Below are 21,721 nucleotides of genomic sequence, written 5' to 3'. Positions count from 1 at the left end.
GGGTTTTTTGTAAGAATTTCACGCACGAGTAAAGCCCGATCCATTAATTTGATCGCATTATGTAAATTTTGCAGTTTTTGCCAGGCAGTTACCAGCCCGTTTGTATTATATGCAAAAAATTCCCCTATTTTCCATATTTTTTCATTAGTGCATCTGCCTTCATCATATTTTTGTAAACGCTCCTAAACGGATTGTTTTTGGATCTTGTCTCAATCTGCTTTTTCAAATCTTCCACCGCATCCCTTCTCACCTTGAGATCGACCTGACTGTTCCACCATTCCTCAGATACAATAGGCCCGATCAGATCAGGAGACGTCCTGAGCTTGTACTCGTTTCCATATCCGTATCTTCCGCGAGATATGGTGCGGGACTCGACTAGCCCAGAGTTCTCAATTTCCACCAGCAGGTCCACAATTCTGCGATACGATAGTGGTTTTTTATCAGAGGAGATAGTTTTGAGGTATTTTTTGTGTATCTCAGAGGTGCTAGTCCACGGGTGTCCAGAAGAAAGCGCATTTGAGCATATTGCGGCAATTAAAACTCTGGAATGATACGATGAGCTGGATACAATAATTGATATACGATCCTTTGTTATTTTTTGCTGCGCAGAGTCAATGTTTTGTACTGTGATCTTTTTTCCATCACACATCTCCCCCGCTACCCGTAGCAGGTCGAGTGCACGACGTGCATCGCCGTGATCGTCTGAGCTCAGAGTTGCGCAATATTCCAATACCTCTTTTTCGATTTTAACTGCAAACGCCTTTTTGGCCCTATCCGAAATAATCCCAAGCACGTCATCCTTGGAATACGGCTCAAAGAATACTTCTGAGCTGCCCATTCTGGACTTTACGCGATCATCAAGTTCGTATTGCGACAGCGCGTTGTTTGATATTCCAATCACGCACAAGAACAGGCCGCGTTCGCGCATCTCCTCTTCCAATGTCAAAAGCTTGTAGACAAAATCAGACGGCTTGCCACGGCTATCAGAAAATATCGCATCATATTCATCAAGCACCAGAACAAAGAGGTTCTTTTTTGAAAGATCCAGCGCGGTGGTGATTTTTTTCTCGATTCCTTCTATTACTCTGTTTATGCCGGCACCCTGGTGCGGCGTCTCCCCTCCAAGCTCAGACAGGATGAGGCTTGCGCATCCAAAGACGGTTCGTGATTTGCGCAGATTGACAAACGTGTACTCTGCCAGATCAGAGAGATTCTGGCACACAAACTTGACTACAGTGGACTTGCCAGAGCCGCTTCTTCCATATACGGATACAAACGGAACTACGAGGCCGTCGCGCACACTCATTACAAACTCTAGTATCGATTCCGTCTGCTTTTCTCTTCCAATGACACTTGAGGGCAAAAACAGCGAGTCAAGAAATCTCTTGTCAGAAAAGACAGAATTGCGCCGCTCTATTTTCCTGCGGATTGCGCGGATTTTTTCCTGGGTGAGCTCGGCGTCATGTGATGAGCTAGGTACCGTACTCATACGTTATTATAAGGTACCAACATGATATAAAAATTTGATCATAAAAGTTCCACTTGCAACGCACACACTAAAGGCTCCAAACAGATATCGTAAGAAACCCCAGCAGGACTAGTTGGGTATTGTTTCCTTTTTGCTTAGGAGCTGCCTGTACAATAGGACAGCGTCGTTTTCATCCTTGGGTCCGACTATTACCGCAGAGCCCCTTTTCATAAAGTTCACAGACAGATCGTTTGTCCTCATGGACAGCCCGAGATCGCCCTGGTTCTCAATTCTAAACTCTAGGGATTTTGCAAGATTTGTGATCTTGTCAACATCTATTTCGAATTTCTGTGTAGGAGTAATGGAAAAGGTTCGCTTTCCTCTGTTTCTGCCGCAGAGTTCCTCAATTATCAGATCCTGTTTTGGCGCAGATTCTGCTTTGCCGTTGCCGCAGACGGGGCATTCTTCTGCCCTAAACGTCCTAGTCATGGTAAAGTCCAGGGTTTCAAGATCAATGTGCAGTATCTTGTCAGAAAGACTTGGATTCTTGCCAAGAATTATCTTGACTGCCTCTGCTACCTCGATTCCTCCAACTATGGAAAGAATCGACGGATGCACACCCTCAATGCTACATGTAGGCATTGAATCCTCATCCAGTGCCGGAAACATGCATGAATAGCACGCGCTTTTCCCAGGAATAATAGTAAATGCCTGTCCAGACACACCCACTGCTGCACCAGTCACAAACGGAATGCTTTTTTCAACACACGCCTTGTTTAGCGCATATCTTGCATTGACGCTATCTAGTGCATCAATTACAACATCGCATCCTTCAACTGCGTCTATAGCAGTATAATCATTAATTGAGATTGGAAGGGATTCAATTTCCACATCAGGGTTTAGTTTTTTGAGTTTTTTTGCAGCAACTTCGACTTTGACTTGGCCCACGTCAGACTCGTCAAACATTGTCTGTCTGTGCAGATTTGATAACTCTATGACATCCCTGTCTATGATTCGAAGTTTGCCAACACCCATTGCGACAAGCCTGGTTGTAATCGGATTGCCAAGGCCGCCAACTCCGACTACACAGATTTTTGCAGAACGCAGTTTTAGCTGTCCCTGATAACCAATTTCTTCCAGCATTATCTGTCTGGAATATCTGTCGATTTCTTTGCTGGATAATTCAGAGCCGCCTGCCACTGCAGGGAGGATGTATACTTCGTCTCCGTCTTTTAATACAGTATTCATTCCGCCTGAGAATCGGGCGTTTTTTCCGTTAACATAGATGTTAATCAGAGAGCGCGGCGTACCGTCGTCGTTTAGAACTCGTCGTTTGAAATCATCTCCCATGTTATCAGATGCTTTGTTAAAGGAATCCAAAAGAGAGTCTGCTATTATCGAGAGTTTTTTCTCCCCGCCACCCTTGTTTAGGACAGATGGTATTGTGAATGTAATGTTTGGCAACTAGTTCACCACCGCTGCAATTTTTGCAATATCCGCTGGCAACACTTGCGGCTTTGCCAGCACTTCCATGATTGATTCGGTTGTCTTGAGGCCGTTTCCAGTAACATAGCACACTGTAATGTCATTTTTGTCAATTTTTCCATCATCAATCATTTTCTTGAGCACTGCAACAGACACACCGCCTGCAGGCTCTGTGAATATGCCTTCTGTTTGCGCCAAAAGCAGGATAGCATCAAGAATTTCCTTGTTGTTTGATTCTTCGGCATAACCATTGTACTGCTTTAGTCGTTTTAGCACATAGCGCCCATCTCCAGGATCTCCTATTGCAAGGCTTTTTGCTATAGTGTCAGGATTTTCTACAGGGATTACTTCGGCAGAACCATTTTTGAATGCGTCAACTACAGGCGCACATCCATGTGGTTGGGCCGCAATCATGTGCATGTTCGATACATTATTCAACAAAGATACGCTTTGCAATTCCTCAAATCCCTTGCATATGGCATTGAGCATTGCACCGCTACCTACTGGAACGATAAGCTGATCCGGAACATTCCAATCAAGCTGTTCTGCTACCTCATATGCCAGTGTTTTTGATCCTTCCACATAGTATGATCTCATGTTGATGTTGACAATCCCGATTCCCTTGCTGTCACCAATTTGAGCAGCAATTCTGTTTGCGTCATCATATGTGCCGTCAACTGCAATGAATTTGGAGCCATACGCAAGCGCCTGGGCTATTTTTGCGTGTTCAATATCGCTTGGCGCAAACACATAGCACGGAAATCCCCCCTTTGCTGCATGTGCCGCAGTAGCTGATGCCAGATTTCCAGTTGATGCGCAGCCAACCGCAGACAGGCCAAATTCCTTTGCCTTGGATACTGCAATTCCTGCAGGTCTGTCCTTGAATGAAAATGTCGGATTTACAGAGTCATTTTTTATGTATAAGTTGTTGAGTCCGAGTTTTTCTCCTAGCTTTTCTGCTTTGATTAGAGGCGTCATTCCGGCACTAATGCTTACAATGTTTGCCTTGTTTTGGATTGGTAAGAGCTCAAAGTATCGCCAGTAGGTGTGTTCCCTTCCAGAAAATGTATTTTTTGAAATATTTGGAAAGTCATACTTGACATCCAGTGGTCCAAAGCACTCTTCGCAAATATACTTGAATGTGGATTCGTATTCTTTTTTGCATTCTCTGCATTGTAGCGATATTTTTGTCATAAGAAAAACCGAGTTTATTGTCTAGTTAAAATGTCCTAATATCAAGTTTAGTGATACTTAATTTATTGGGTTAAAAATTTAAGTAGGAAAATCACAGTATAAATCGTTCATAAGGTTTTTACCTGATTTTCCAGACTAAGAAAAAGTTGAACGGAAAGTTAATTGGGCTAGGATTGATCGCGGCGCTGGCCGTTTCGATAATTGCAATAATATCTTTTGTCGGCCCAATTGATGTATCTACTCCAAAAAAAGAAAGTGAGTTCAAAAATTGGCATAGATCAGGCCCATTTGCAGTAAACAAGCACGAATACAGAATAGGCGAAAACATCTTTCTTGCAGTAGAAGGACTAACAGCAATGGATGTAGGTAATGCAGTATTTGTACTGCCAAACGGAACTACAAAATACATCGTAATACCGTTTGACGGTGCACAAAAGTCAGGCTTTAATCAGTATTTCAAGCCATCAGTGTCCAAGGCCCGCAACATTTGCAGCACAGACGACATAATAGGGGATTGGACTGTCGTATTTCAGGGAACGCAGTATGACCCATTAAGATTCAGAATACTAAACGATACAATCCCAGAAGAACAAGGAAATTTCCAGAGAGTCTGCTAGTCTAACTTATTATGAAAACAGACGCGCTCCCCAGTATGGCACGCAGGCCCTGTCGGCTCTACCAAATACACAACGGCATCAGAGTCGCAGTCAATTAGAATTTCTTTTACCTTTTGCACATTGCCAGACTCTTCACCCTTCATCCATAGTTTGTTTCTGGATCTACTCCAAAACCATGAATTACCTGTTTTTTGTGTCAATGAGAGAGATTCCTTGTTGGTATAGGCAAGTGTGAGCACTTCCTTTGTGTTTGCATCCTGAACTATGACTGGGATTAGGCCGTCACCTTTTGTAAAATCCAGATCATCAATGGTTTTTTGCATGATTCTAGAGTATGGTTTTTCCTTATAATCTTACATTAGTGTTGTTTTCTTTGAGATACTCCTTGACTCTATCCACAGAATGTGTCTCATAGTGAAATATTGATGCCGCAAGTGCTGCGTCCACATCAGTGTTTTTAAAAACATCCAACATGTGTCGCGGCTCTCCACATCCTCCAGATGCAATAACAGGTATGTTTACAGCATCAACTATTGCCTTTGTGAGTGTCAAATCATAGCCATCCTTTGTTCCGTCTCTGTCTATACTGGTAAGAAGAATTTCTCCTGCGCCTAGTTTTTGTGCTGTCTTTGCCCACTCGATTGCATCAAGGCCTGTCTCTTTTTTGCCGCCATAGATAAAGACCTCAAACCAGAAGTTCTTGGCACCATCAGAGAAGATATTTTTTCCATTTGAAATGTTGTAGTTTCTTTTGGCATCAATTGCTACCACAACACACTGTCTGCCAAATAGATCCATTAGTTCTGTGAGGATTTGCGGGTTTTTTACAGCGCCAGTGTTGATTGCCACCTTGTCTGCACCGCAAAGCAAAATGTCTCGAGCATGCTGAAGTGTCTTTACCCCACCGCCAACCGTAAATGGGATGTCAATTACTTGAGCTACTTTTGACACAAGCGATCTAATTGTTTCTCTTTGTTCTTGGGATGCAGTGATATCCAAAAATACAAGCTCGTCTGCTCCTTCGTTGCTGTATTTTTGCGCCAGCTGTACTGGGTCTCCTGCATCTTTTATTGATTCAAAGTTTAAGCCCTTTACAACCCTGCCATTTGCAACATCAAGACACGGAATTATTCTCTTCGTTAGGGTCATGCTAGTTTTTTTGCCTCCTCGATTGTTATTTTGCCTTCGTATAGTGCCTTGCCCAAAATCACGCCGTATGCATTGCATTGTTTGACATCAGATACATCAGAGGGTTTTGATATTCCCCCGCTTGCAATCACGTTGACGTTTTGCTTGCATGCTAGTGCAAGATTTTCAAGGTCAGGTCCTTGCAACATTCCGTCTCTGGACACATTTGTGATTAGAAATTCCGTAAATCCATTGTTTGAAAATTCCTGAACTGCGTCAACTAGATTGGTTTTAGTTTTTTGTGTCCAACCATTTATTACTACATTACCATTGTTGTGGTCTGCAGATATTACCAGATTCTTATGTCCGAGTTTGCTGCCTAGTTTGTTTACCAGTTCTCTATCTTTGAATGCAAGGGTACCAATGACCACTCTGTCTGCAAAGTCAAGTGTGCTGGATATAACATTCTCATCCCTCAAACCGCCTGCAATCTGTACAGGTATTGATATTTCTTTGACGATTCTTTGGATTAATTCTAGATTTGATCCTAGTTTTAACGTGGCATCAAGATCCACAATATGGAGCATGTCCGCTCCTTGTTTTTCCCATTTTTTTGCAATCTCTCCAGGATTGTTGCTATAGACAGTTTTGTTTTCGGGTTTGCCCTGTACTAGTCGTACCACTTGGCCATCCATTATATCGATTGCAGGAATTATCTTCACTTTTTGCACTCTCGCAGAAAATTCTTTATCATAAGCGAGCCGATTTTGCCGGATTTTTCCGGATGGAATTGTGTCCCATACAGATTGCCCTTGCTAATCACTGCTGGAACGTCGATTCCATAGTCAGAGTCGGCAACTACAACATCGTCGTTTTTTGGCTTTGCCCTATACGAGTGAACAAAGTAGACCCAAGAATTATCAGGAATCCCATCCAAGAGAGGATTTGATTTTTTGATCCTCAGGCCGTTCCATCCCATGTGAGGGATCTTGAACTTGTTTGGAAGTAATATCACATCTCCTTCTATGGCGGCAAGGCCCTTTTCCTTTCCTTCCTCGCTTTTTTCAAAAAACATTTCCATTCCAAGACAGATTCCAAGTACCGGCATCTTGTCTTTTACATATTCCTGAAACGACACGCTAGAGTAATCGCGAATGCTTCGAATGGCTGGGTCAAAATTACCAACACCGGGCAGAATCAAACCAGAATAATTGTTTGCAGCGTCAAAGTTTGTTATTACATCCACTTGAGCATTTTGTTTTTCTAGTGCAACTTTGAGGCTAAAGATATTTCCTGCTCCGTAATCAAATATGGCTAGCTTCATCACATTGAACCTTTTGTGCTTGGGATTCCTTTCTGTTTTTTGTCCAGACTTGATGCAGTTCGCAGTGCTACCGCTAGTGATTTGATTGCAGATTCTATTTTGTGGTGGTCGTTTTCTCCATACTTTACACTGATGTGGATGCAGCTGTTCAGGTTTTGGACTAGTGATGAGAAAAAGTGCTCAATGTCTTCTTTTGACATTCCCTCTATCTGTGATCGTTTTATTGAGAGATTGATTTTGCCGTATGGTCGTCTGACTAGGTCAACTGAGGCTTCTGCAAGTGATTCATCCATAGGTACAGAAGAATAGCTGAATCTTGTAATGCCCGTTCGGCTTCCTAGTGCCTTGTCTATTGCGCTACCAATTGCAATGCCAGTGTCTTCGATGAGGTGGTGCAGTATTCCGTCATTTGACTTTGCCTTTACTGCAAGATCAAGCATAGAGTGCTTGCCAAACGATGTAATCAGGTGATCAAATAAATCAATTCCCGTATTAACTGAGGTTTTTCCAGAACCATCAATATTTACTTGAACTAGAATCGATGTTTCCTTTGTTTCACGCTTGATTTTGCTTGTTCTTGCCACAAATACAAAACCTAGTGCGCCAAATTTAATGCCTTTGGAATTAGGTCTATTGATTGTATTATGATGTCGGCATTATTTTTTTCAAAGAATCTCTTTTTGGAATTTGGGTTTTGGGCAGTCCCATAGATTCCGCAGAATATGGTTTTTTTTCCTAGCTTGCTTGCTTTTTTTGCCATGATCAGGTCTTCCATGGAATCACCGACATAGAGGCAGTGCTTTGACTTTAGGCGATTTATCGACATGATTAGAGATTTGGGATTTGGCTTTGCAAGTGTTCTTGGATGGTCTTCTAGGAAAAATGAAGAATCTATGTTAAATTTGCCAAATAACTTGTTCAGTGAGTATTTGGTTGATTCTTTGCCTCGTCCTGTGACTATGGCAATTTTTTTTGCAAATTTCGGCTCTAGTGAATCCATCAGTTTTTGTGTCACAAGGACAATATCATTTTCGATCAGTCCTTTTTTGAATTGAGATTTTTTGCCAAAGATTTTCTTGTATAGGTCCTTTCCGTAAAACATTTGATCAAATATTCGATATAATGGATTTGTAGAGTGCGGTCCCGGATATTGTAATTTCTTTTTTATGTCAGAAATGTCAACCGGCACGGTATCAAGAAACTTTTCAACAGATATAATTCCCGTACTGTCTGCGTTGTCGATGACTTTGTTGATGAATTTTTTTGCATCAATACCAAGTCGCTTTGCCGCAACAAGAGATAGAATTAATGCGTATGTGACATCTACTTCGTCGTTAAATCCGCCGCTTGCCTTAAAACCACTAATTATTTCGGATGAGATTGGAATAGATTTGATTCCTGCAAATTTGTCGAGTACGAATGCAGTGGTCTGTTTTATTGCCAGATCATATGATTTGGAAACATCCACTAAAACTCCGTCACAATCAAAAATTATTGTGTCAACTTGGATTAGATTTTTTAGGGAATCTTTTTTGATCAGGATCCCACTTTTCTTGTAATATTTCATTTTAGGAGATCACGTATTGCAAGCAAAAACTTGGAATTCATGTCTTTTGTTCCAACCGTTACGCGCAAACACCCTTCATGCTTTCCAATTTTGCCAAGTTTACGAATAGATATTCCCTGTTCCAACAATGCAGTATAGATTCTCTTGTCCGCTCCGCGGGCATCAAATAGGACAAAATTTGCCTTTGAGTCAAACACATCAAATGCTCCTGTTTCTCGCAGTTTTTTGATTATTCTTGCTCGTTCTTCTTTGATAATTTGTGTTGTTTCTTGGATTTGTTTTATTTTTTGCAATGCCAGAATTCCAGCTTCGATGGCCAACGTGTTTAGTGGATATGGATACTGTAGCACTCTAGAGAAGACATCGATGAATTTTTTGTCTGCCAAGACATAGCCTAACCTTAATCCTGCTAGGCCGAATGTCTTTGAGAACGTCTTGACCACGATTAGATTTTCAAACTTTTTTGTTAGACTTGCCAGGGAATAATCGGAAAATTCCCCGTATGCCTCATCTATTATAGCAAGTCCGTCAAACTTTTTGACCAGTTCTGTGATTTCATCTTTTTTGAATTGGAATCCTGTGGGGTTGTTTGGGGAATCCAGATAAAGAATGTCTGCTTGTTTTGATTTTGATATGAAATCCCCAATATCCAGTGTCATGTCTTTGGCAAATGGGATCTTTATTGTTGGAATCTGGTACAGCTTGCATCTTTCTTCAAAAAAGCCAAAGGTTGGATTTGATGTCAGAATCTTGGCTTTCTTTGATGCAAAATTTGAGAGAATGATGTCCAAGATCTGATCGGAGCCGTTTCCTATTCCGACCATTTGTTTTGGCAAATTCACATAGTTTGCAATAGATTCTACCAATCGTTCTGATCTTCCAAGTGGATATTCGCGTACGTCGGAATTCTTTTGTGCCGCATTGATCAGGTCTTGCTGCAGCTGTTTATTGATTACAAAATTCTCATTAGAGTCCAGCTTTAGCACCCCAGAATGATATTCAGGTTTTTGATATCCTTGCAGTTGTGCAAGCTCATCTATTTTGGATGTGAATTGTTTTTTTGTCATATTCTTTTCCTTACTGCGCCATAGTGGTTTGGCAGATTCTCCGATTGTGTCAGGGTTTTGAGATGCTTATTGATCTTTTGCAGATCAGGCTTTGATGATTCTATACGAGTTTGAATTTTAAGAAAGTCAAGCACCGATAGCGAGCCTCTGGAGCGTCCAAACTGGTTAGTAGGCAAGATGTGGTTTGTTCCAAGCAGATAGTCACTTGCCGCAGAGGGGGTGTTCTTCCCAATCAGTACTAGGCCTGCAGTCTTGATTTTCTGGGCTACTTTACGTGGATTTTTTGTCATGATTTGTATGTGTTCTGGGGCAATCTTGTTTGCAAGCAATATAGCGTCAGAGAGTTTCCCTATTGCAATAAACCCGTTTTCTTTCAAGCTTGATTGGATTATTTCTTTTCTCGATATAGTAGATGCAAGTGTTGCAATTTCAGAGTTTACCTTATTTGCCAATATAGATGACGTTGTTATTAGCTGACATTTCGTGTCAGAGCTGTGCTCTGCTTGGGAAACAAGATCCAGTGCAACCAGTTTGGGATCTGCAGAGTCGTCTGCAAGTATTACCAGCTCAGTTGGGCCTGCAAGCATGTCAATTGAAGCAGCATTAGCTACAAGATGCTTTGCAGTAGTAACAAATGCGCCTCCAGGTCCTACAATTTTATCCACTTTTGATATTGATTTTGTACCAAATGCCAAAGCAGCAATTGCGTGTGCCCCGCCCACTTTGAATATCATGTTGGCGCCACAAATATCTGCTGCAACTAAAACCATTGGATCTATTTTGCCTTGCTTGTTTGGTGGCGTTACAACTATTATAGATTTGACTCCTGCCAGTTTTGCTGGAACTACTGACATTATGGCCGAGCTTGGGTATCTTGCCAAGCCGCCTGGAACATAGCAGCCCACTTTGTCTAGAGGTTCAAAGGATTTTGTGATTTTTGTGCCGTCTGTTTTTATGGTTATTTTTCCTAGCTTTCTTTTTAGTGCAGATTCAGTTTTGGTCAGTCTTTTCTTTGCCTCAGTTATTGCGTCGATTTGGTCTTTTGTGACTAGCTTGTACGCATTCGTGATTTCTTTTTTTGAAACCAAGAGACTTTTGAGATTTACACCATTGAGTTTTTTTTCAAATCTGAAAAGTGCAGAGTCCCCGCTTTTTTCCACTTGGCGTATTATTGCCTGGACTGCCTGAATGTTTTGATTTTTTCTAGCTTTTTGTGCTAGGGAAAAAGCCTTTGTAATTGAGATTATTTTCATCAATTCTCTTCATCACGCTTTATCTCCTCAAGCTCCAATATTTGGCGCGGCTCGTGCACTACCAATCCTTGAGCTATTTTGCGAAGCTTTGGAATCATTTTGTGAAATTCAGATTTGGGGATAACCGTGTTTATTCCATACCAGCCCTTCTGGCTCAGGGGGCTAACCGTAGGTCTTTTCAGCGATGGCAAACTAGATAGTAGCTTGGGGAGATTTTTTTCCTCCACATTTAGATATATGTGCAGGTATTTTCTTCCCTGTACTGCGCCACGCATCACAGTTAGAATGTCATAGATCTTTTCTCGCTTTGTCTTGTCTTGCAGTGCGTTTTTGTTTGCAATTAGGTGAGCGCTTGACTCCATCACTGTTTCTGTGATTTTGAGCTGGTTTTGCTCCAGTGTGGTTCCTGTCTCGGTGACATCCATTATTGCGTCAACTGCGTCTGGAGGCTTTGCTTCGGTTGCTCCAAATGAGAGGTGAATTTGGACATTTTTGTTATTGCCAATGCGCATCCATGGTGTTACAATTTGCGGGTCCTTGTTTCCGTAGAATTTTTTGTATGATTTTTGCTGCTTTAGGTACTTTGATGCAGTAGTCAGGTATTCAGAGGATATTCGTAGGATCTTTTTTTGTTTTGCATATGATGCAATCATTTCATCAATTGATTTGAACTTGTAGTTATCTGGAATTGCAATGACTAGTCTTATTTTGCCAATCTCTAAATCCAAAAGGGCTTCCACATCAGACTTGGTCTCTGAAATCCAGTCCTTTCCTGTAATACCTACATCGTACAGTCCGTCTGAGACAAAGGTAGGTATCTCCTGCGGCCTGAGCATTTTGACTGTGATTTGCGGATCGTCTAGTTTGACTATGTAGGTGCGGCTTTTTCTAGAGACCTTGGTCCAGGACTTTTCCATCAGGGCAAATACAGCTTCCTCTAGGCTTCCCTTTGGAATAGCAAATTTTACGCCGGCCATATCAAGACCAGAACGTTAGGCTCTATATTTTTGGTGTTTAGCTGCCTACCAGTTCTCTGGCACGATTAATTGAGATTTTGCCTTCTTGGACCATTTTTGCCGCTATTGCATCAATTTGATCAGGTGTTGCGCCAGCAGCTGCCGCGATGTTTCGTGCGTGTAATTTCATGTGCCCCTTTTGGATTCCTTCCGAGGCAAGCGCCCTAATTGCACTAAAGTTCTGTGCAAGGCCCACGGCCGCTATAACGCATGCAAGCTCGCTTGCAGATTTGATTTGCAGGATTTTTGCGCAGACTTTGGCCATTGGGTGGACGTTGATTATTCCCCCCACAACACCGACTGACATTGGCAGTTCTATTTTGCCAACCAAGTTGCCATCCTTGTCTTTGTTCCATTGTGTAAGCGATCGATATTTACCGGATTTTGCTGCATAGGCATGGGCGGCTGCCTCTATTGCACGCGTATCTTGGCCGGTTGCATTCGCAGCTGCAATTATTCCATTCATTATTCCCTTGTTGTGTGTTACTGCCCTGTATTCGTCATTGTCTGCAAACTGATACGCCAGAATAATATTGTCGACTGTTTGCTCACCACCAAGTTCCTCTTTGTCAAATGTAGCAGTACCACTGACCAGTCGTCTTGTGGAATAATTGGATAGGATTCGCAATAGTGCTTTTCCGCCAGTTATTTGCTCAACTAGTGGCGCTACGCCTTCGCACATTGTATTTGTTACATTTGCGCCCATTGCATCGCCAACATCGATCAATAGTTCAACTATTAGCATCGGGCCTGATGGTGTCGTTATTTCCTTGCAAGAGACTTGCTTTGCTCCCTTGCCCATTTTGGACAGGGTATTGCTTTTTGTGTTTGCCAAGTCTAGTATTTCTTTTGTATGCGACAAAATCTTTGGTATTGCTTCCTTGATGTTTACATTGATTATTTGGATTTGGCCTATACTGTAAGATTCCTCATTTTGCATCCTAAAGCCGCCATGGATTTTTGCTATTTTAGCTGCCTTTGATGCAGCGGCTATTACAGATGGCTCCTCGATCACCATAGGTACAAGGTATTCCTTGTTGTTTATGACAAAGTTTGTTGCAATGCCAAGCGGAAACGAGAACGTTCCAATTGCGTTTTCCACCATTTTGTCTGCCTGATCAAAGCCAATTCCGCCTGCTCCTTCAAGAATTTGTCTTTCTTCTGGAGTAAGATTTGCAAATTTGGATACCTCGTCTATGCGTTCTTTCCTGCTTTTTTCAAAAAATTTTGATGCCAAGTTATTTCAGAATTCTCAATAATTTGTCGTCGGATTTGGCGGGAAATCCCTTTCCGTCCGTGTTTGAGGTAATAACGTAAAGATAGCCATCCGGTCCTTGCATGACATCTCTTATTCTACCCAGCCCACTCAATATGCTTTTTTGTGAGTCTATGCCAGTTTCTTCAAAATTCATGGCATAAAGATTAGAGCCTCGCAGTGTGGCCATGATTAGTTTGTTTTTGTAGTCTAATTGGTCTCCGCTGTAAAATATGATTCCGCCAGGCTCTATGCTTGGATCATAGCACATTATTGGGTCAGTGAATTTCTCGTTTCCGCCGCATTCTTGTTCTGGCCATCCATAATTGTGGCCAGGCCTGATCAGGTTGATTTCGTCGCTTTTTGTCGGTCCCAGCTCTGTTACAAACATGTTGCCTTGCTGATCCCATGTCATGCCCTGAATGTCGCGGTGGCCAAACGACAATACTGGAGAATTGGCAAATGGGTTATCATCAGGGATTGTGCCGTCATCGTTTAGCCTGAGAACTTTGCCTTCAAGCGAGGAAGGATTTTGGGATTCATGCGAGAATTCCTCTGAGAGTCCTGTTGCGACATATAATTTTCCATCAGGGCCGAACTTTATTACTCCACCATTGTAAAATTGCGAGCCGGGAATTTTGTCTATTATAGTTGTTACATCTTTGATCTTGTTGTCAGATTCTGTGATTCGTAAAACCTTGTTCCAGAGCTGTTCATTTTCCAAATAAGTATAGTAAATGTACAAAAAGTGATTGTTCTCAAAATCTGGATGTGTTGTTATGCCAAGCAGTCCTCCTCCATGTATCTTGGCTGCTCGAATAGAGGCCAACGGTTCTGATAATAACGCATCAGACTGAATTACTCTGATATCGCCTTCTTTTTCTGTAAGAAAAATCCGATCACCAGAAAATGCCATTGCCCATGGCTTTTTGAGGTCTGTTGCAAGCGTCTTGATTGACTGGTCTTGAGACGGTGTTGGTGGAGGCAACGGTGGAGATTGTGATGGGGATGTCAGAATTATTGCAGATGCCGCAAGTGCCGCCAGAATCCCTGCGATTCGCAGTTTTTTGTTCACAGAAAATGAGGTTTTGAAAATCCTATTAATTATTTGCAAAAATGAGAGTGTATATATCACTGCTAGACCCAATTTTAGTCAGCGGGGTGGGGAAGTCAGACTGTCTTTCAGGACAAAGTCATCCCGGCGGGCTCATAATCATCCATGATGTGAAACCCGCAGATCAGTAGTTCAAATCTACTCCCCGCTAGTACTTAATTATAATTTGAAATCCATTTTGAGGAATTTACAAATTTCGTATTCTTGTTTGTGACATGGATTCGTTGCCGTGGTCTGGTCAGGTGTCTGTGTGCTGAGGATTGTGGAATGTATAGTTGATTTTTGATCTTTCTTGGCAACACTAGAGTTATTTTTTTTGTTGCATTTTTGCCACATCTTTTGCATTCAAATCCCTGATTGCGGCCCTTTGACTTCATCTTTTTGTTGCATTTGAAACATGTTGGATTTGTCAGTATTGTCTTTTTTTGCAGTTTTAATACTTCAAAGAACTCTACGTTGAGCACTCTTCCATGTTTTGCAGACGACCTTCGTATTCCACCCCCTACTCGGATCTGATCACCTTTGATTAATTGGGCCGCATCATTGGTTATGCCGGTTGGCTTGTACACAAAACAGGTCAGCTCGGAACCGTTTTTTGATATGACAAACTTGATGTGTCCGCCCTGCTCAATTGTCGGCTCGCCACAGACTACTCCCACTATAACCCCGGAAGAATAGGGTTTGATTGAATCAATTTCTAGCTCGTTTTGGAGGTGATCACCTGTCCCCTGATTTGATTTGAAAATGAGATGACCTACTGGCTTTTCTTTTGTTTGAATCATCTTTGATGCATCAAACAGTGAATCAACATCTTCTCCCCGTATCCCAAAGAAAACTGGATCCGGGCCATGTGGTGCAAAGATAATTTTCTCCTTTTTTGTATCAAAGCTGTTGAATGTTTTGGGGTATGTTTTTTCCTGCATTTGTTTGACGCTTGATGGTACAATGTTGCGTTTTTTTCCAAATTGAGATTTTTTCCTATAGCTGAGAAGCTCAAATGTATGGTCGTCAAACTGGTAACCGATTGCACCCAGTGCACCAACCAGTCCTTGGCCGTTACCAATGTGAAATGATTCTAAATTATGCTTTGAGATGAATTTTTTTATCTGACTTCTGCTAATTAGACTCCATAGTGCCTTTTTGCTCAGTTCTGTGAATTCTTGCGGAATGGAATTGTTCTCATAAAATACAACTCCTGGGTTTGCGCCATTTTTTAGATCAGAGAATTTTGTTACAAATTTGATTACCTTGCTTTTTACTTTTTCAGGGTTTTTAGTTTCTACTTTGAGTGAGACTGCTCCGTTGCCACGGGTTTTCCACGGAATGTTGGGATTGAACCTGATTAGTCTTGGATAGTCCAGAAATTTTACATTGTCTTGCTTTAGTGAATTGACTAGCTTGTATGCAAGATAAGTTGTGCACATTCCTTTTGGTGAGTCTGTGTCATCAAATCCAATGTTGAGTGTTGTGTTTTTCACTGATAATCAGAATCACAACCAACATTTGTGATTTGCCATAGTTTGGTTTAAATTAAAATCAAAGGTTTGTTATCCATTCCATGATAGTAATAGACGAAAAGACAATTTTTCAAATAATAGAAGAGCGCAAGCCGGTTTCTGTTGCGCTAAACGGTCCAGACGGAATGTTGCCAAGAGTTCAGGAAACTGCAACAAACATCATGAATCGATTTGGAATTCCTGCATATGTATTGGCAGACACCACATGGGGAACATGTGATCTGAATTCAAATGGCGCCAAGGTCCTAGGTGCAGAAATTCTTTTCAATATTGGTCACACAATAAACATGCCAAGTCTTGAAAAAAATGTCTTTATGATTGACGCCTTTGACGATGTTTCTTTTGATGGCGTGGCTGCAAAATGTGCAGAAATGCTAAGAGGAAAAACAATATCACTGGTAACCGACAGTCAGCACCTAAATCAGGTAGATTCAGTCAGGACGATTCTTGAAAACAATGGAGTCACAGTCAGAATAGGAAAAGGGAAAGGCCAGTTAAACGATGGCCAGGTCTTTGGTTGCGAGTTTTATCCGGCAATGGAAGTAAGAGATCAAGTAGATGCAAACGTGTTCATGGGTCAAAGCAATTTTCATGCATCGGGTCTTGCGCTGTCCACAAACAAGCCCACATATGTCTTGGACCCATATTTCAATGAGGTGAGAGATGTTACGGAATTTGCTCAAATGTTGCAGAGAAAAGCAACTCTTTCAATATACAAGGCAGCTGAAGCCACAACATTTGGAATCATTGTAGGGCTAAAGGAAGGCCAGATTTCCAAAACCTTTGCACTAAAATTCAAGCGCGAGCTAGAAAAAGAAGGAAAGGTTGTGCAGCTCTTTGCCCTAACTGACATTACAAACGAAAGACTGCGCAACCTAAAGGGAATAGATGCTTTCATCCAAGTTGCATGCCCCAGAATTTCAACTGACAATCAGTTTGACAAGCCTGTTTTGTCAACTCCCCAAGCAAACGCGTTGCTCAAAATACTGCGACATGAAAACATTGATGATTATTTGCAGATTCCGCACTGGCTTTGATCATTATACCAACAATAATGTTAATATTGAAGAACTCGAAAGTTTTTTTCGACAAGGAAGTAACTTGAGAGCAAACATTTTCGTTTTCTATAATTGATGTAAATGGCACGAAAAAACAACTTCTCACATGCAAAAAAGAACTTTATTCGATATCCAAAGGCTAGGATTCACGTAAGCTGCATCATAAAGGATGAGGAAGGCGACATCGTTGCAATAAAGGGAATGAAGCTTGGAACAAGTTCTGTTGTGCGGGACCAAGTCTGGACGGCCGAGGAGATCTACGAAAAAAGCGGCCAGAGCCCCAATTTCTCACAAACACATTCCTTTTGGGCACGCGACAAGGACAACAACGAATCAGAATTGTACTGCAAAAGAAAGAACGGCAAGATCTGCCTTGTCGCACCATCCATAGTAGACGATGACGGCAGAGACATCCTAAAAGACATCCAAGTCTGCGAGTCTGAAATCTAGCCATAAAGAATTATTAGCCAACTATAAAGAAGATAGTCATGACGGATTTTGTTATGCCTGGCGACAAGCTGGGATTAATTGAGGAAATAGAAGGTGGACCCAACACATTTGATGATGGGGAGACAATACGAGCTTCATCTGCAGGAATGGTTGATTTGGACAAAAAGGCAAGACTAGTCCAGGTAAGAAACGGCAAGCAGCTATCCATTCCAAAAAAAGGCGACATTGTCATTGGTACAGTAGCCATGATGCTTCCATCAATGATTGCAGTTGCGATTCGTTATCTTAATGGTAAACCAAACTCGTCTGGCGTTGAATGCATTTGCCAAAACCCGGACAGAAAAAGAATCATTGCAAGAATGAACGATGTGGTAGCACTAAAGGTAGAGACACATCTCAACGGCGCAATTCATGCCACAATTGACGAGCCAGAACTAGGAGTATTGTTTACAAAATGTAATGTTTGTGCAGGCAATGTTGTGCCGCTTCGAGACAGAGTAAAGTGCCCCAATTGTGGATACATGGAAGATCGAAAGATATCTACCAACTATGAAAAGGCAGACTTTGTAAAGTTACGAGAATAAAATGCCAAAGATATCGTTCCAGGGAGAACGAGGTGCTTATAGCGAGGATGCGGCCGTGACGTTTTTTGCAGACTCTGAAACCATTCCATGTCACACATTTGCAGAAACAATAGAATCAACTGAAAACGAAAAGACCCAATATTCCGTTCTGCCGGTAGAAAATTCACTTGAAGGAAGCGTAGGTGAGAGCTATGACTTGCTGCTGTCAACCAATTTGTCAGTGGTGGGAGAGATTTACTACAGGGTAAGGCACTGTCTAATAGGATTTGACAGGCTGGAAAACATCGACACGGTTTATTCGCATCCTCAGGCATTGGGACAGTGCAGAAAATTCATTCAAAAATACAGGCTTACTCCAATTCCAGCATATGACACTGCGGGAAGTGTCAAGATAATAAAAGAACTAGACAAAAAAAATATCGCGTGCATTGCAAGTAAGCGTGCATCCGACATACACGGCGTGCCCACAATACTAGAAGGAATCGAAGACAATACAAACAACTATACTAGATTCTTGGTATTATCCAAAACCAAAGTCCAAGACGGCGACAAGACATCAATAATATTTTCAGTAAAGCACGAAGCTGGGGCACTCTTTAACATACTAAAGGAATTCAATGACTACAAGATCAACCTAACAAAGATAGAGTCAAGGCCCAACAAGAGCACCCCTTGGGAATACAACTTTTACGTGGATTTCGATGGAAACCAAAATGACCAGAAAATAACAGAGCTGCTACAGAAAATAAACAAACAGTGCATATTCCTCAAAATATTAGGCTCTTACAAAAAGGCAAAACTGCCCTAGAATCCTTTTGGTTTTCTGACGCTAAATGCAGCACTAAAGCCGATTATCACAATTCCTGCAGTAATCACCATAAAGTGATATGTGAATAACAGCGGATCAGTGTTCTTTTGGAATGTTCCAGTGACTTGAAGCTCGGTTTGGCCGACATTTGTTATTTTGATTGTGTTTGTGCCTTCCTGTAGGACATACCAATCAAACGTGATTTCATTTTTGAAATCCTCATCCTTTTGGATTCCACTACCCGGTGTCTCTAATTTCACATGAAATTTTTCACCAATTACCTTGAAATTCTGGTGTGAGCTCTTTGGTGCTAGAAATTGGTACGACACTGATTTAGTCACATCTACCTTGTCATCTAGTGTGACGGTTTGGAGCCCTAGTGAGGTAACTAGTGCATAGGCACCAATTGCAATGATTACAGCGCCAATTCCAATTCCTGCTATTGTGAATTTATTGAGCACGAACTGTTATCCAATACTACACAATAAAAAACTTACATCAAATCCACGTCATGTGGTTGGCTTTCGGCAAATCCTGCTCGCGACATTTTGATAAATTCTGCATTTTGCTGCATTTGCGGTATGGTGTGTGCTCCGCAATAACTCAGGCCAGAACGCACGCCACCACTTAGCTGCTTTATGATGTCAGTCACTGTGCCCTTGTATGGAACCATTGCCTCTACTCCCTCTGCCACATAATCATTGAGGTCATCATTGATTGCTACATTTCCTGTTTCCTTTGATTTTCTTCCAAGTGCTGCATAAAATGATGCCATGCCCCTATAGATCTTGTAGCGCTTGCCATTTTTCATTACAAAAGAACCAGGACTTTCGTCGGTTCCGCCAAAGAGGCTTCCAACCATCACAGTTGATGCGCCGGCTGCAAGTGCTTTTGTGAGATCGCCTGAGGTCCTAGTGCCACCGTCGGAAATTATTGGAATGTCATATTTTTTGCCGACCTGAGCGCAGTCATACACTGCAGTTAGCTGCGGAACGCCAGAACCGGTAATCACACGAGTAATGCAAATAGAGCCAGAGCCGACGCCAACCTTTACTGCATCGACTCCTGCCTTTATCAAATCTTCTGCGCCATGTGCAGTAGCTACATTTCCTGCGATTAGCTCGCAGTTTGGAAATGCCTTTTTGATATTTTTGATCGTGGTAATTGCGTTTTCGCTGTGGCCGTGTGCAATATCTACTACAATAACATCGGCATCTGCTTCCAGTAATGCCTCGGTTCGCTCCATAAAGTCGCCTTTGACGCCTACTGCTGCGCCGACAAGCGGCCTGCCCTTTTTGTCCTTGGACGCATTTGGATAGTTTTCATTGTGAGTTATGTCCTTGCTTGTGACCAGACCTCTGACTTGGCCTGAATCATCGACTAGAGGAAGTTTTTCTATTCTGTGCTGACGCAGGATTTCCTTTGCCTCAACTAGATTAATTCCGGGTTTTGCTGTAATGACATCCTTTGTCATGATATCTCGGACTAGCTTGTTTGATTCCGACTCGAACATTACATCCCTGTGCGTCAAAATCCCTGCCAGTTTAGAGTCTTTTACCACCAGTAATCCAGAAACTCCTTTTTCCTGCATGTAAGAGATAGCATCTCTGGTCGATTGATCAGGAGATATTGTGTATGGGTTTTCTATCATTACGCTTGCAGATCGCTTTACCTTGAGCACTTCTTCTACTTCTTCTTCAACGGTTAGGAATCGGTGGATTATTCCAATTCCTCCCTCTCTTGCCATAGCAATTGCCATGGCAGACTCTGTTACGGTATCCATGTTTGCGCTAATTAGAGGAATGTTAAGTGAGATGTTCTTGGATAACTTTGTTCTCAGATCTGTTTGCGATCTGGTCGTGATGTTTGAATATTTTGGCACAAGAAGAACATCATCAAAAGTTAATCCTTCTTTAATTTCCAAACCTTCTACAGAAGATTTTGATTATGTTATAAGCCTTTCCTGATTTGTTTTGATAATTTTTGCGCCACCAAAATTGCGTCCTTTGTTTGCGATACATTGTGGGTACGTATTATGTCAGATCCATTGAGAACTGAGATTGCCTCTGCAGCAACAGATCCGTGTAATCGGTCTTGCGGATCTTTGTTGAGAATTTTGCCAATAAATGACTTGTTTGAAACAGAGACCAAAACAGGCAAGCCCAGATTAAGAGAAGACAGATTCTGCAAAACATTCAGATCTCTGGTTGCCCAGTCTGTTTTTATTTTTGAAAAAAATGGGTTTTTGCCCGTCTTTCTGAAAAAACCGATTGCGGGATCTATTACAATATTGTTTTTGGAGATGTTGTTTGCAATGGTAATGCTCTGCTTTAGCAAATGCCTGACTTGTGCTATTGGGTCTTTAATTGAAGACTGTCCATATGCACACAAGACAAGTGATGGGCGGTGTTTCTCTATTACAGATATCATGTTTTTGTCGTATTTTAGGCCGGAAATGTCGTTTATGATGTCTGCACCATGCTCCAGTGCAATATTTGCCACAGAAGATCTGCACGTATCAATTGAGATTGGGAGATTTGATGCATTTTGGATGTGTTTTATCGCATCCAGTATTCGTTTTGTTTCCTCTTTTTCTGATACCAGTGTTGAGAGATATGGCGCAGTAGACATTCCTCCAACATCGACAAAATCAGCGCCATCATTTTCCATTTGCTTGACGGTTTCCCGAATCGCTCTCCCATGCTTGATTGATTTTCTGTAAAATGATTCAGGACTGGTGTTTAGTATTCCCATTATTCGAACGGGGTTTTGCCCGCCAACTGGTATTGGACCTAGCTTGTTCACATCATTTATGA

Annotated in this window: 23 protein-coding genes and 1 tRNA gene; 6 read left to right on the top strand and 18 right to left on the bottom strand. The window is 41.8% G+C overall.

The annotated features are described in order from the left end of the window. Positions 1-124 precede the first annotated feature (124 nt). From NAQ_RS08910 to thrC, 3 genes are all read right to left on the bottom strand, one after another. Positions 125-1,489 (bottom strand): Cdc6/Cdc18 family protein, encoded by a 1,365-nt coding sequence (locus NAQ_RS08910; protein WP_100183186.1) that lies wholly within the window; start codon positions 1,487-1,489, stop codon positions 125-127. A 108-nt stretch (positions 1,490-1,597) separates the two neighbouring features. Further along, positions 1,598-2,932, bottom strand: a complete 1,335-nt coding sequence (locus NAQ_RS08905) for a ThiF family adenylyltransferase (RefSeq protein WP_100183185.1) — start codon at positions 2,930-2,932, stop codon at positions 1,598-1,600. Beyond that, entirely contained in the window at positions 2,933-4,147 is a 1,215-nt protein-coding gene (gene thrC / locus NAQ_RS08900) for a threonine synthase (protein ID WP_100183184.1), read from the bottom strand. Between the two features lie 146 nt (positions 4,148-4,293). On the opposite strand from thrC, the gene NAQ_RS10235 reads away from it, so the two are divergent. Next, a complete protein-coding gene (locus tag NAQ_RS10235) occupies positions 4,294-4,764 on the top strand; it encodes a hypothetical protein (RefSeq protein WP_100183183.1) in 471 nt (156 codons plus the stop codon). Here the strand turns inward: NAQ_RS10235 and hisI are convergent. From hisI to NAQ_RS08840, 11 genes are read right to left on the bottom strand one after another with little or no spacing between them, the layout of a single operon-like run. Further along, complete coding sequence (hisI, locus tag NAQ_RS08890) at positions 4,761-5,087, bottom strand: phosphoribosyl-AMP cyclohydrolase (protein WP_100183182.1); 327 nt, start codon at positions 5,085-5,087, stop codon at positions 4,761-4,763. The two genes, NAQ_RS10235 and hisI, sit on opposite strands and share 4 nt — an antisense overlap. 22 nt (positions 5,088-5,109) lie before the next feature. Further along, positions 5,110-5,913: an imidazole glycerol phosphate synthase subunit HisF gene (hisF, locus tag NAQ_RS08885; RefSeq protein WP_100183181.1), complete on the bottom strand. Its 804-nt coding sequence runs from the start codon at positions 5,911-5,913 to the stop codon at positions 5,110-5,112. Then, positions 5,910-6,614 carry a 1-(5-phosphoribosyl)-5-[(5-phosphoribosylamino)methylideneamino]imidazole-4-carboxamide isomerase gene (hisA, locus tag NAQ_RS08880; protein ID WP_100183547.1) on the bottom strand — a complete coding sequence of 235 codons (705 nt, stop codon included), beginning with the start codon at positions 6,612-6,614 and terminating at the stop codon, positions 5,910-5,912. The genes hisF and hisA overlap by 4 nt, the downstream gene beginning before the upstream one ends. Beyond that, positions 6,611-7,219 (bottom strand): imidazole glycerol phosphate synthase subunit HisH, encoded by a 609-nt coding sequence (hisH, locus tag NAQ_RS08875; RefSeq protein ID WP_100183180.1) that lies wholly within the window; start codon positions 7,217-7,219, stop codon positions 6,611-6,613. Before hisH ends, hisA begins: the two co-directional genes overlap by 4 nt. Further along, positions 7,216-7,800, bottom strand: coding sequence for an imidazoleglycerol-phosphate dehydratase HisB (gene hisB, locus NAQ_RS08870; protein WP_100183179.1), 585 nt, complete (start codon positions 7,798-7,800; stop codon positions 7,216-7,218). Before hisB ends, hisH begins: the two co-directional genes overlap by 4 nt. An 11-nt stretch (positions 7,801-7,811) precedes the next feature. Next, positions 7,812-8,783: an HAD family hydrolase gene (locus NAQ_RS08865; RefSeq protein ID WP_100183178.1), complete on the bottom strand. Its 972-nt coding sequence runs from the start codon at positions 8,781-8,783 to the stop codon at positions 7,812-7,814. Then, the gene (gene hisC, locus NAQ_RS08860) at positions 8,780-9,850 is read right to left on the bottom strand and encodes a histidinol-phosphate transaminase (RefSeq protein ID WP_100183177.1); all 1,071 of its coding nucleotides are present in this window, start codon (positions 9,848-9,850) and stop codon (positions 8,780-8,782) included. Before hisC ends, NAQ_RS08865 begins: the two co-directional genes overlap by 4 nt. Continuing rightward, positions 9,847-11,103, bottom strand: coding sequence for a histidinol dehydrogenase (hisD, locus tag NAQ_RS08855; RefSeq protein ID WP_100183176.1), 1,257 nt, complete (start codon positions 11,101-11,103; stop codon positions 9,847-9,849). Before hisD ends, hisC begins: the two co-directional genes overlap by 4 nt. Next, positions 11,103-12,080 (bottom strand): ATP phosphoribosyltransferase, encoded by a 978-nt coding sequence (gene hisG / locus NAQ_RS08850; RefSeq protein ID WP_100183175.1) that lies wholly within the window; start codon positions 12,078-12,080, stop codon positions 11,103-11,105. The genes hisD and hisG overlap by 1 nt, the downstream gene beginning before the upstream one ends. A 37-nt stretch (positions 12,081-12,117) precedes the next feature. Beyond that, positions 12,118-13,356, bottom strand: a complete 1,239-nt coding sequence (locus NAQ_RS08845; RefSeq protein WP_100183174.1) for a hydroxymethylglutaryl-CoA reductase, degradative — start codon at positions 13,354-13,356, stop codon at positions 12,118-12,120. 1 nt (position 13,357) lies between these two features. Beyond that, positions 13,358-14,449 (bottom strand): PQQ-dependent sugar dehydrogenase, encoded by a 1,092-nt coding sequence (locus NAQ_RS08840; protein ID WP_100183546.1) that lies wholly within the window; start codon positions 14,447-14,449, stop codon positions 13,358-13,360. Positions 14,450-14,529: 80 nt separating this feature from the next. On the opposite strand from NAQ_RS08840, the gene NAQ_RS10230 reads away from it, so the two are divergent. Next, positions 14,530-14,639 (top strand) — tRNA-Met (locus tag NAQ_RS10230). Positions 14,640-14,643: 4 nt separating this feature from the next. Here NAQ_RS10230 and NAQ_RS08835 read toward each other — a convergent pair. Beyond that, positions 14,644-15,966, bottom strand: coding sequence for a TiaS agmantine-binding domain-containing protein (locus NAQ_RS08835; protein WP_420887481.1), 1,323 nt, complete (start codon positions 15,964-15,966; stop codon positions 14,644-14,646). An 80-nt stretch (positions 15,967-16,046) separates the two neighbouring features. Between NAQ_RS08835 and dph2 the strand changes: the two genes are divergently transcribed. The 4 genes from dph2 (at position 16,047) to pheA (ending at position 18,905) form a co-directional block, all read left to right on the top strand. Next, complete coding sequence (dph2, locus tag NAQ_RS08830; RefSeq protein WP_100183173.1) at positions 16,047-17,042, top strand: diphthamide biosynthesis enzyme Dph2; 996 nt, start codon at positions 16,047-16,049, stop codon at positions 17,040-17,042. A 102-nt stretch (positions 17,043-17,144) separates the two neighbouring features. Beyond that, entirely contained in the window at positions 17,145-17,513 is a 369-nt protein-coding gene (locus NAQ_RS08825; RefSeq protein WP_100183172.1) for a hypothetical protein, read from the top strand. A 38-nt stretch (positions 17,514-17,551) separates the two neighbouring features. Continuing rightward, the gene (locus tag NAQ_RS08820) at positions 17,552-18,097 is read left to right on the top strand and encodes an exosome complex RNA-binding protein Csl4 (RefSeq protein ID WP_100183171.1); all 546 of its coding nucleotides are present in this window, start codon (positions 17,552-17,554) and stop codon (positions 18,095-18,097) included. A 1-nt stretch (position 18,098) separates the two neighbouring features. Then, a complete protein-coding gene (gene pheA / locus NAQ_RS08815) occupies positions 18,099-18,905 on the top strand; it encodes a prephenate dehydratase (protein WP_100183170.1) in 807 nt (268 codons plus the stop codon). On the opposite strand, the gene NAQ_RS08810 is transcribed toward pheA, so the two are convergent. From NAQ_RS08810 to folP, 3 genes are read right to left on the bottom strand one after another with little or no spacing between them, the layout of a single operon-like run. Next, positions 18,902-19,366, bottom strand: a complete 465-nt coding sequence (locus NAQ_RS08810) for a hypothetical protein (protein WP_100183169.1) — start codon at positions 19,364-19,366, stop codon at positions 18,902-18,904. The genes pheA and NAQ_RS08810 overlap by 4 nt on opposite strands. Before the next feature lie 32 nt (positions 19,367-19,398). Further along, entirely contained in the window at positions 19,399-20,829 is a 1,431-nt protein-coding gene (guaB, locus tag NAQ_RS08805) for an IMP dehydrogenase (RefSeq protein WP_100183168.1), read from the bottom strand. Between the two features lie 26 nt (positions 20,830-20,855). Then, positions 20,856-21,710 (bottom strand): dihydropteroate synthase, encoded by an 855-nt coding sequence (gene folP, locus NAQ_RS08800; RefSeq protein ID WP_100183167.1) that lies wholly within the window; start codon positions 21,708-21,710, stop codon positions 20,856-20,858. Positions 21,711-21,721: the final 11 nt, after the last annotated feature.

Source organism: Candidatus Nitrosotenuis aquarius (assembly GCF_002787055.1).
Classification (GTDB): domain Archaea; phylum Thermoproteota; class Nitrososphaeria; order Nitrososphaerales; family Nitrosopumilaceae; genus Nitrosotenuis; species Nitrosotenuis aquarius.
This window is presented reverse-complemented; position numbering and strand designations above follow the sequence as displayed.

What these genes read in the sequence shown, in the direction of transcription:
- hisC (WP_100183177.1), bottom strand. Translation starts at nt 9,850, where the DNA reads ATGACAAAAAAACAATTCACATCCAAAATAGATGAGCTTGCACAACTG.
- NAQ_RS08910 (WP_100183186.1), bottom strand. Translation starts at nt 1,489, where the DNA reads ATGAGTACGGTACCTAGCTCATCACATGACGCCGAGCTCACCCAGGAA.
- NAQ_RS08865 (WP_100183178.1), bottom strand. Translation starts at nt 8,783, where the DNA reads ATGAAATATTACAAGAAAAGTGGGATCCTGATCAAAAAAGATTCCCTA.
- NAQ_RS08820 (WP_100183171.1), top strand. Translation starts at nt 17,552, where the DNA reads ATGACGGATTTTGTTATGCCTGGCGACAAGCTGGGATTAATTGAGGAA.
- hisG (WP_100183175.1), bottom strand. Translation starts at nt 12,080, where the DNA reads ATGGCCGGCGTAAAATTTGCTATTCCAAAGGGAAGCCTAGAGGAAGCT.
- hisD (WP_100183176.1), bottom strand. Translation starts at nt 11,103, where the DNA reads ATGAAAATAATCTCAATTACAAAGGCTTTTTCCCTAGCACAAAAAGCT.
- hisI (WP_100183182.1), bottom strand. Translation starts at nt 5,087, where the DNA reads ATGCAAAAAACCATTGATGATCTGGATTTTACAAAAGGTGACGGCCTA.
- dph2 (WP_100183173.1), top strand. Translation starts at nt 16,047, where the DNA reads ATGATAGTAATAGACGAAAAGACAATTTTTCAAATAATAGAAGAGCGC.
- pheA (WP_100183170.1), top strand. Translation starts at nt 18,099, where the DNA reads ATGCCAAAGATATCGTTCCAGGGAGAACGAGGTGCTTATAGCGAGGAT.
- NAQ_RS08825 (WP_100183172.1), top strand. Translation starts at nt 17,145, where the DNA reads ATGGCACGAAAAAACAACTTCTCACATGCAAAAAAGAACTTTATTCGA.
- hisF (WP_100183181.1), bottom strand. Translation starts at nt 5,913, where the DNA reads ATGACCCTAACGAAGAGAATAATTCCGTGTCTTGATGTTGCAAATGGC.
- thrC (WP_100183184.1), bottom strand. Translation starts at nt 4,147, where the DNA reads ATGACAAAAATATCGCTACAATGCAGAGAATGCAAAAAAGAATACGAA.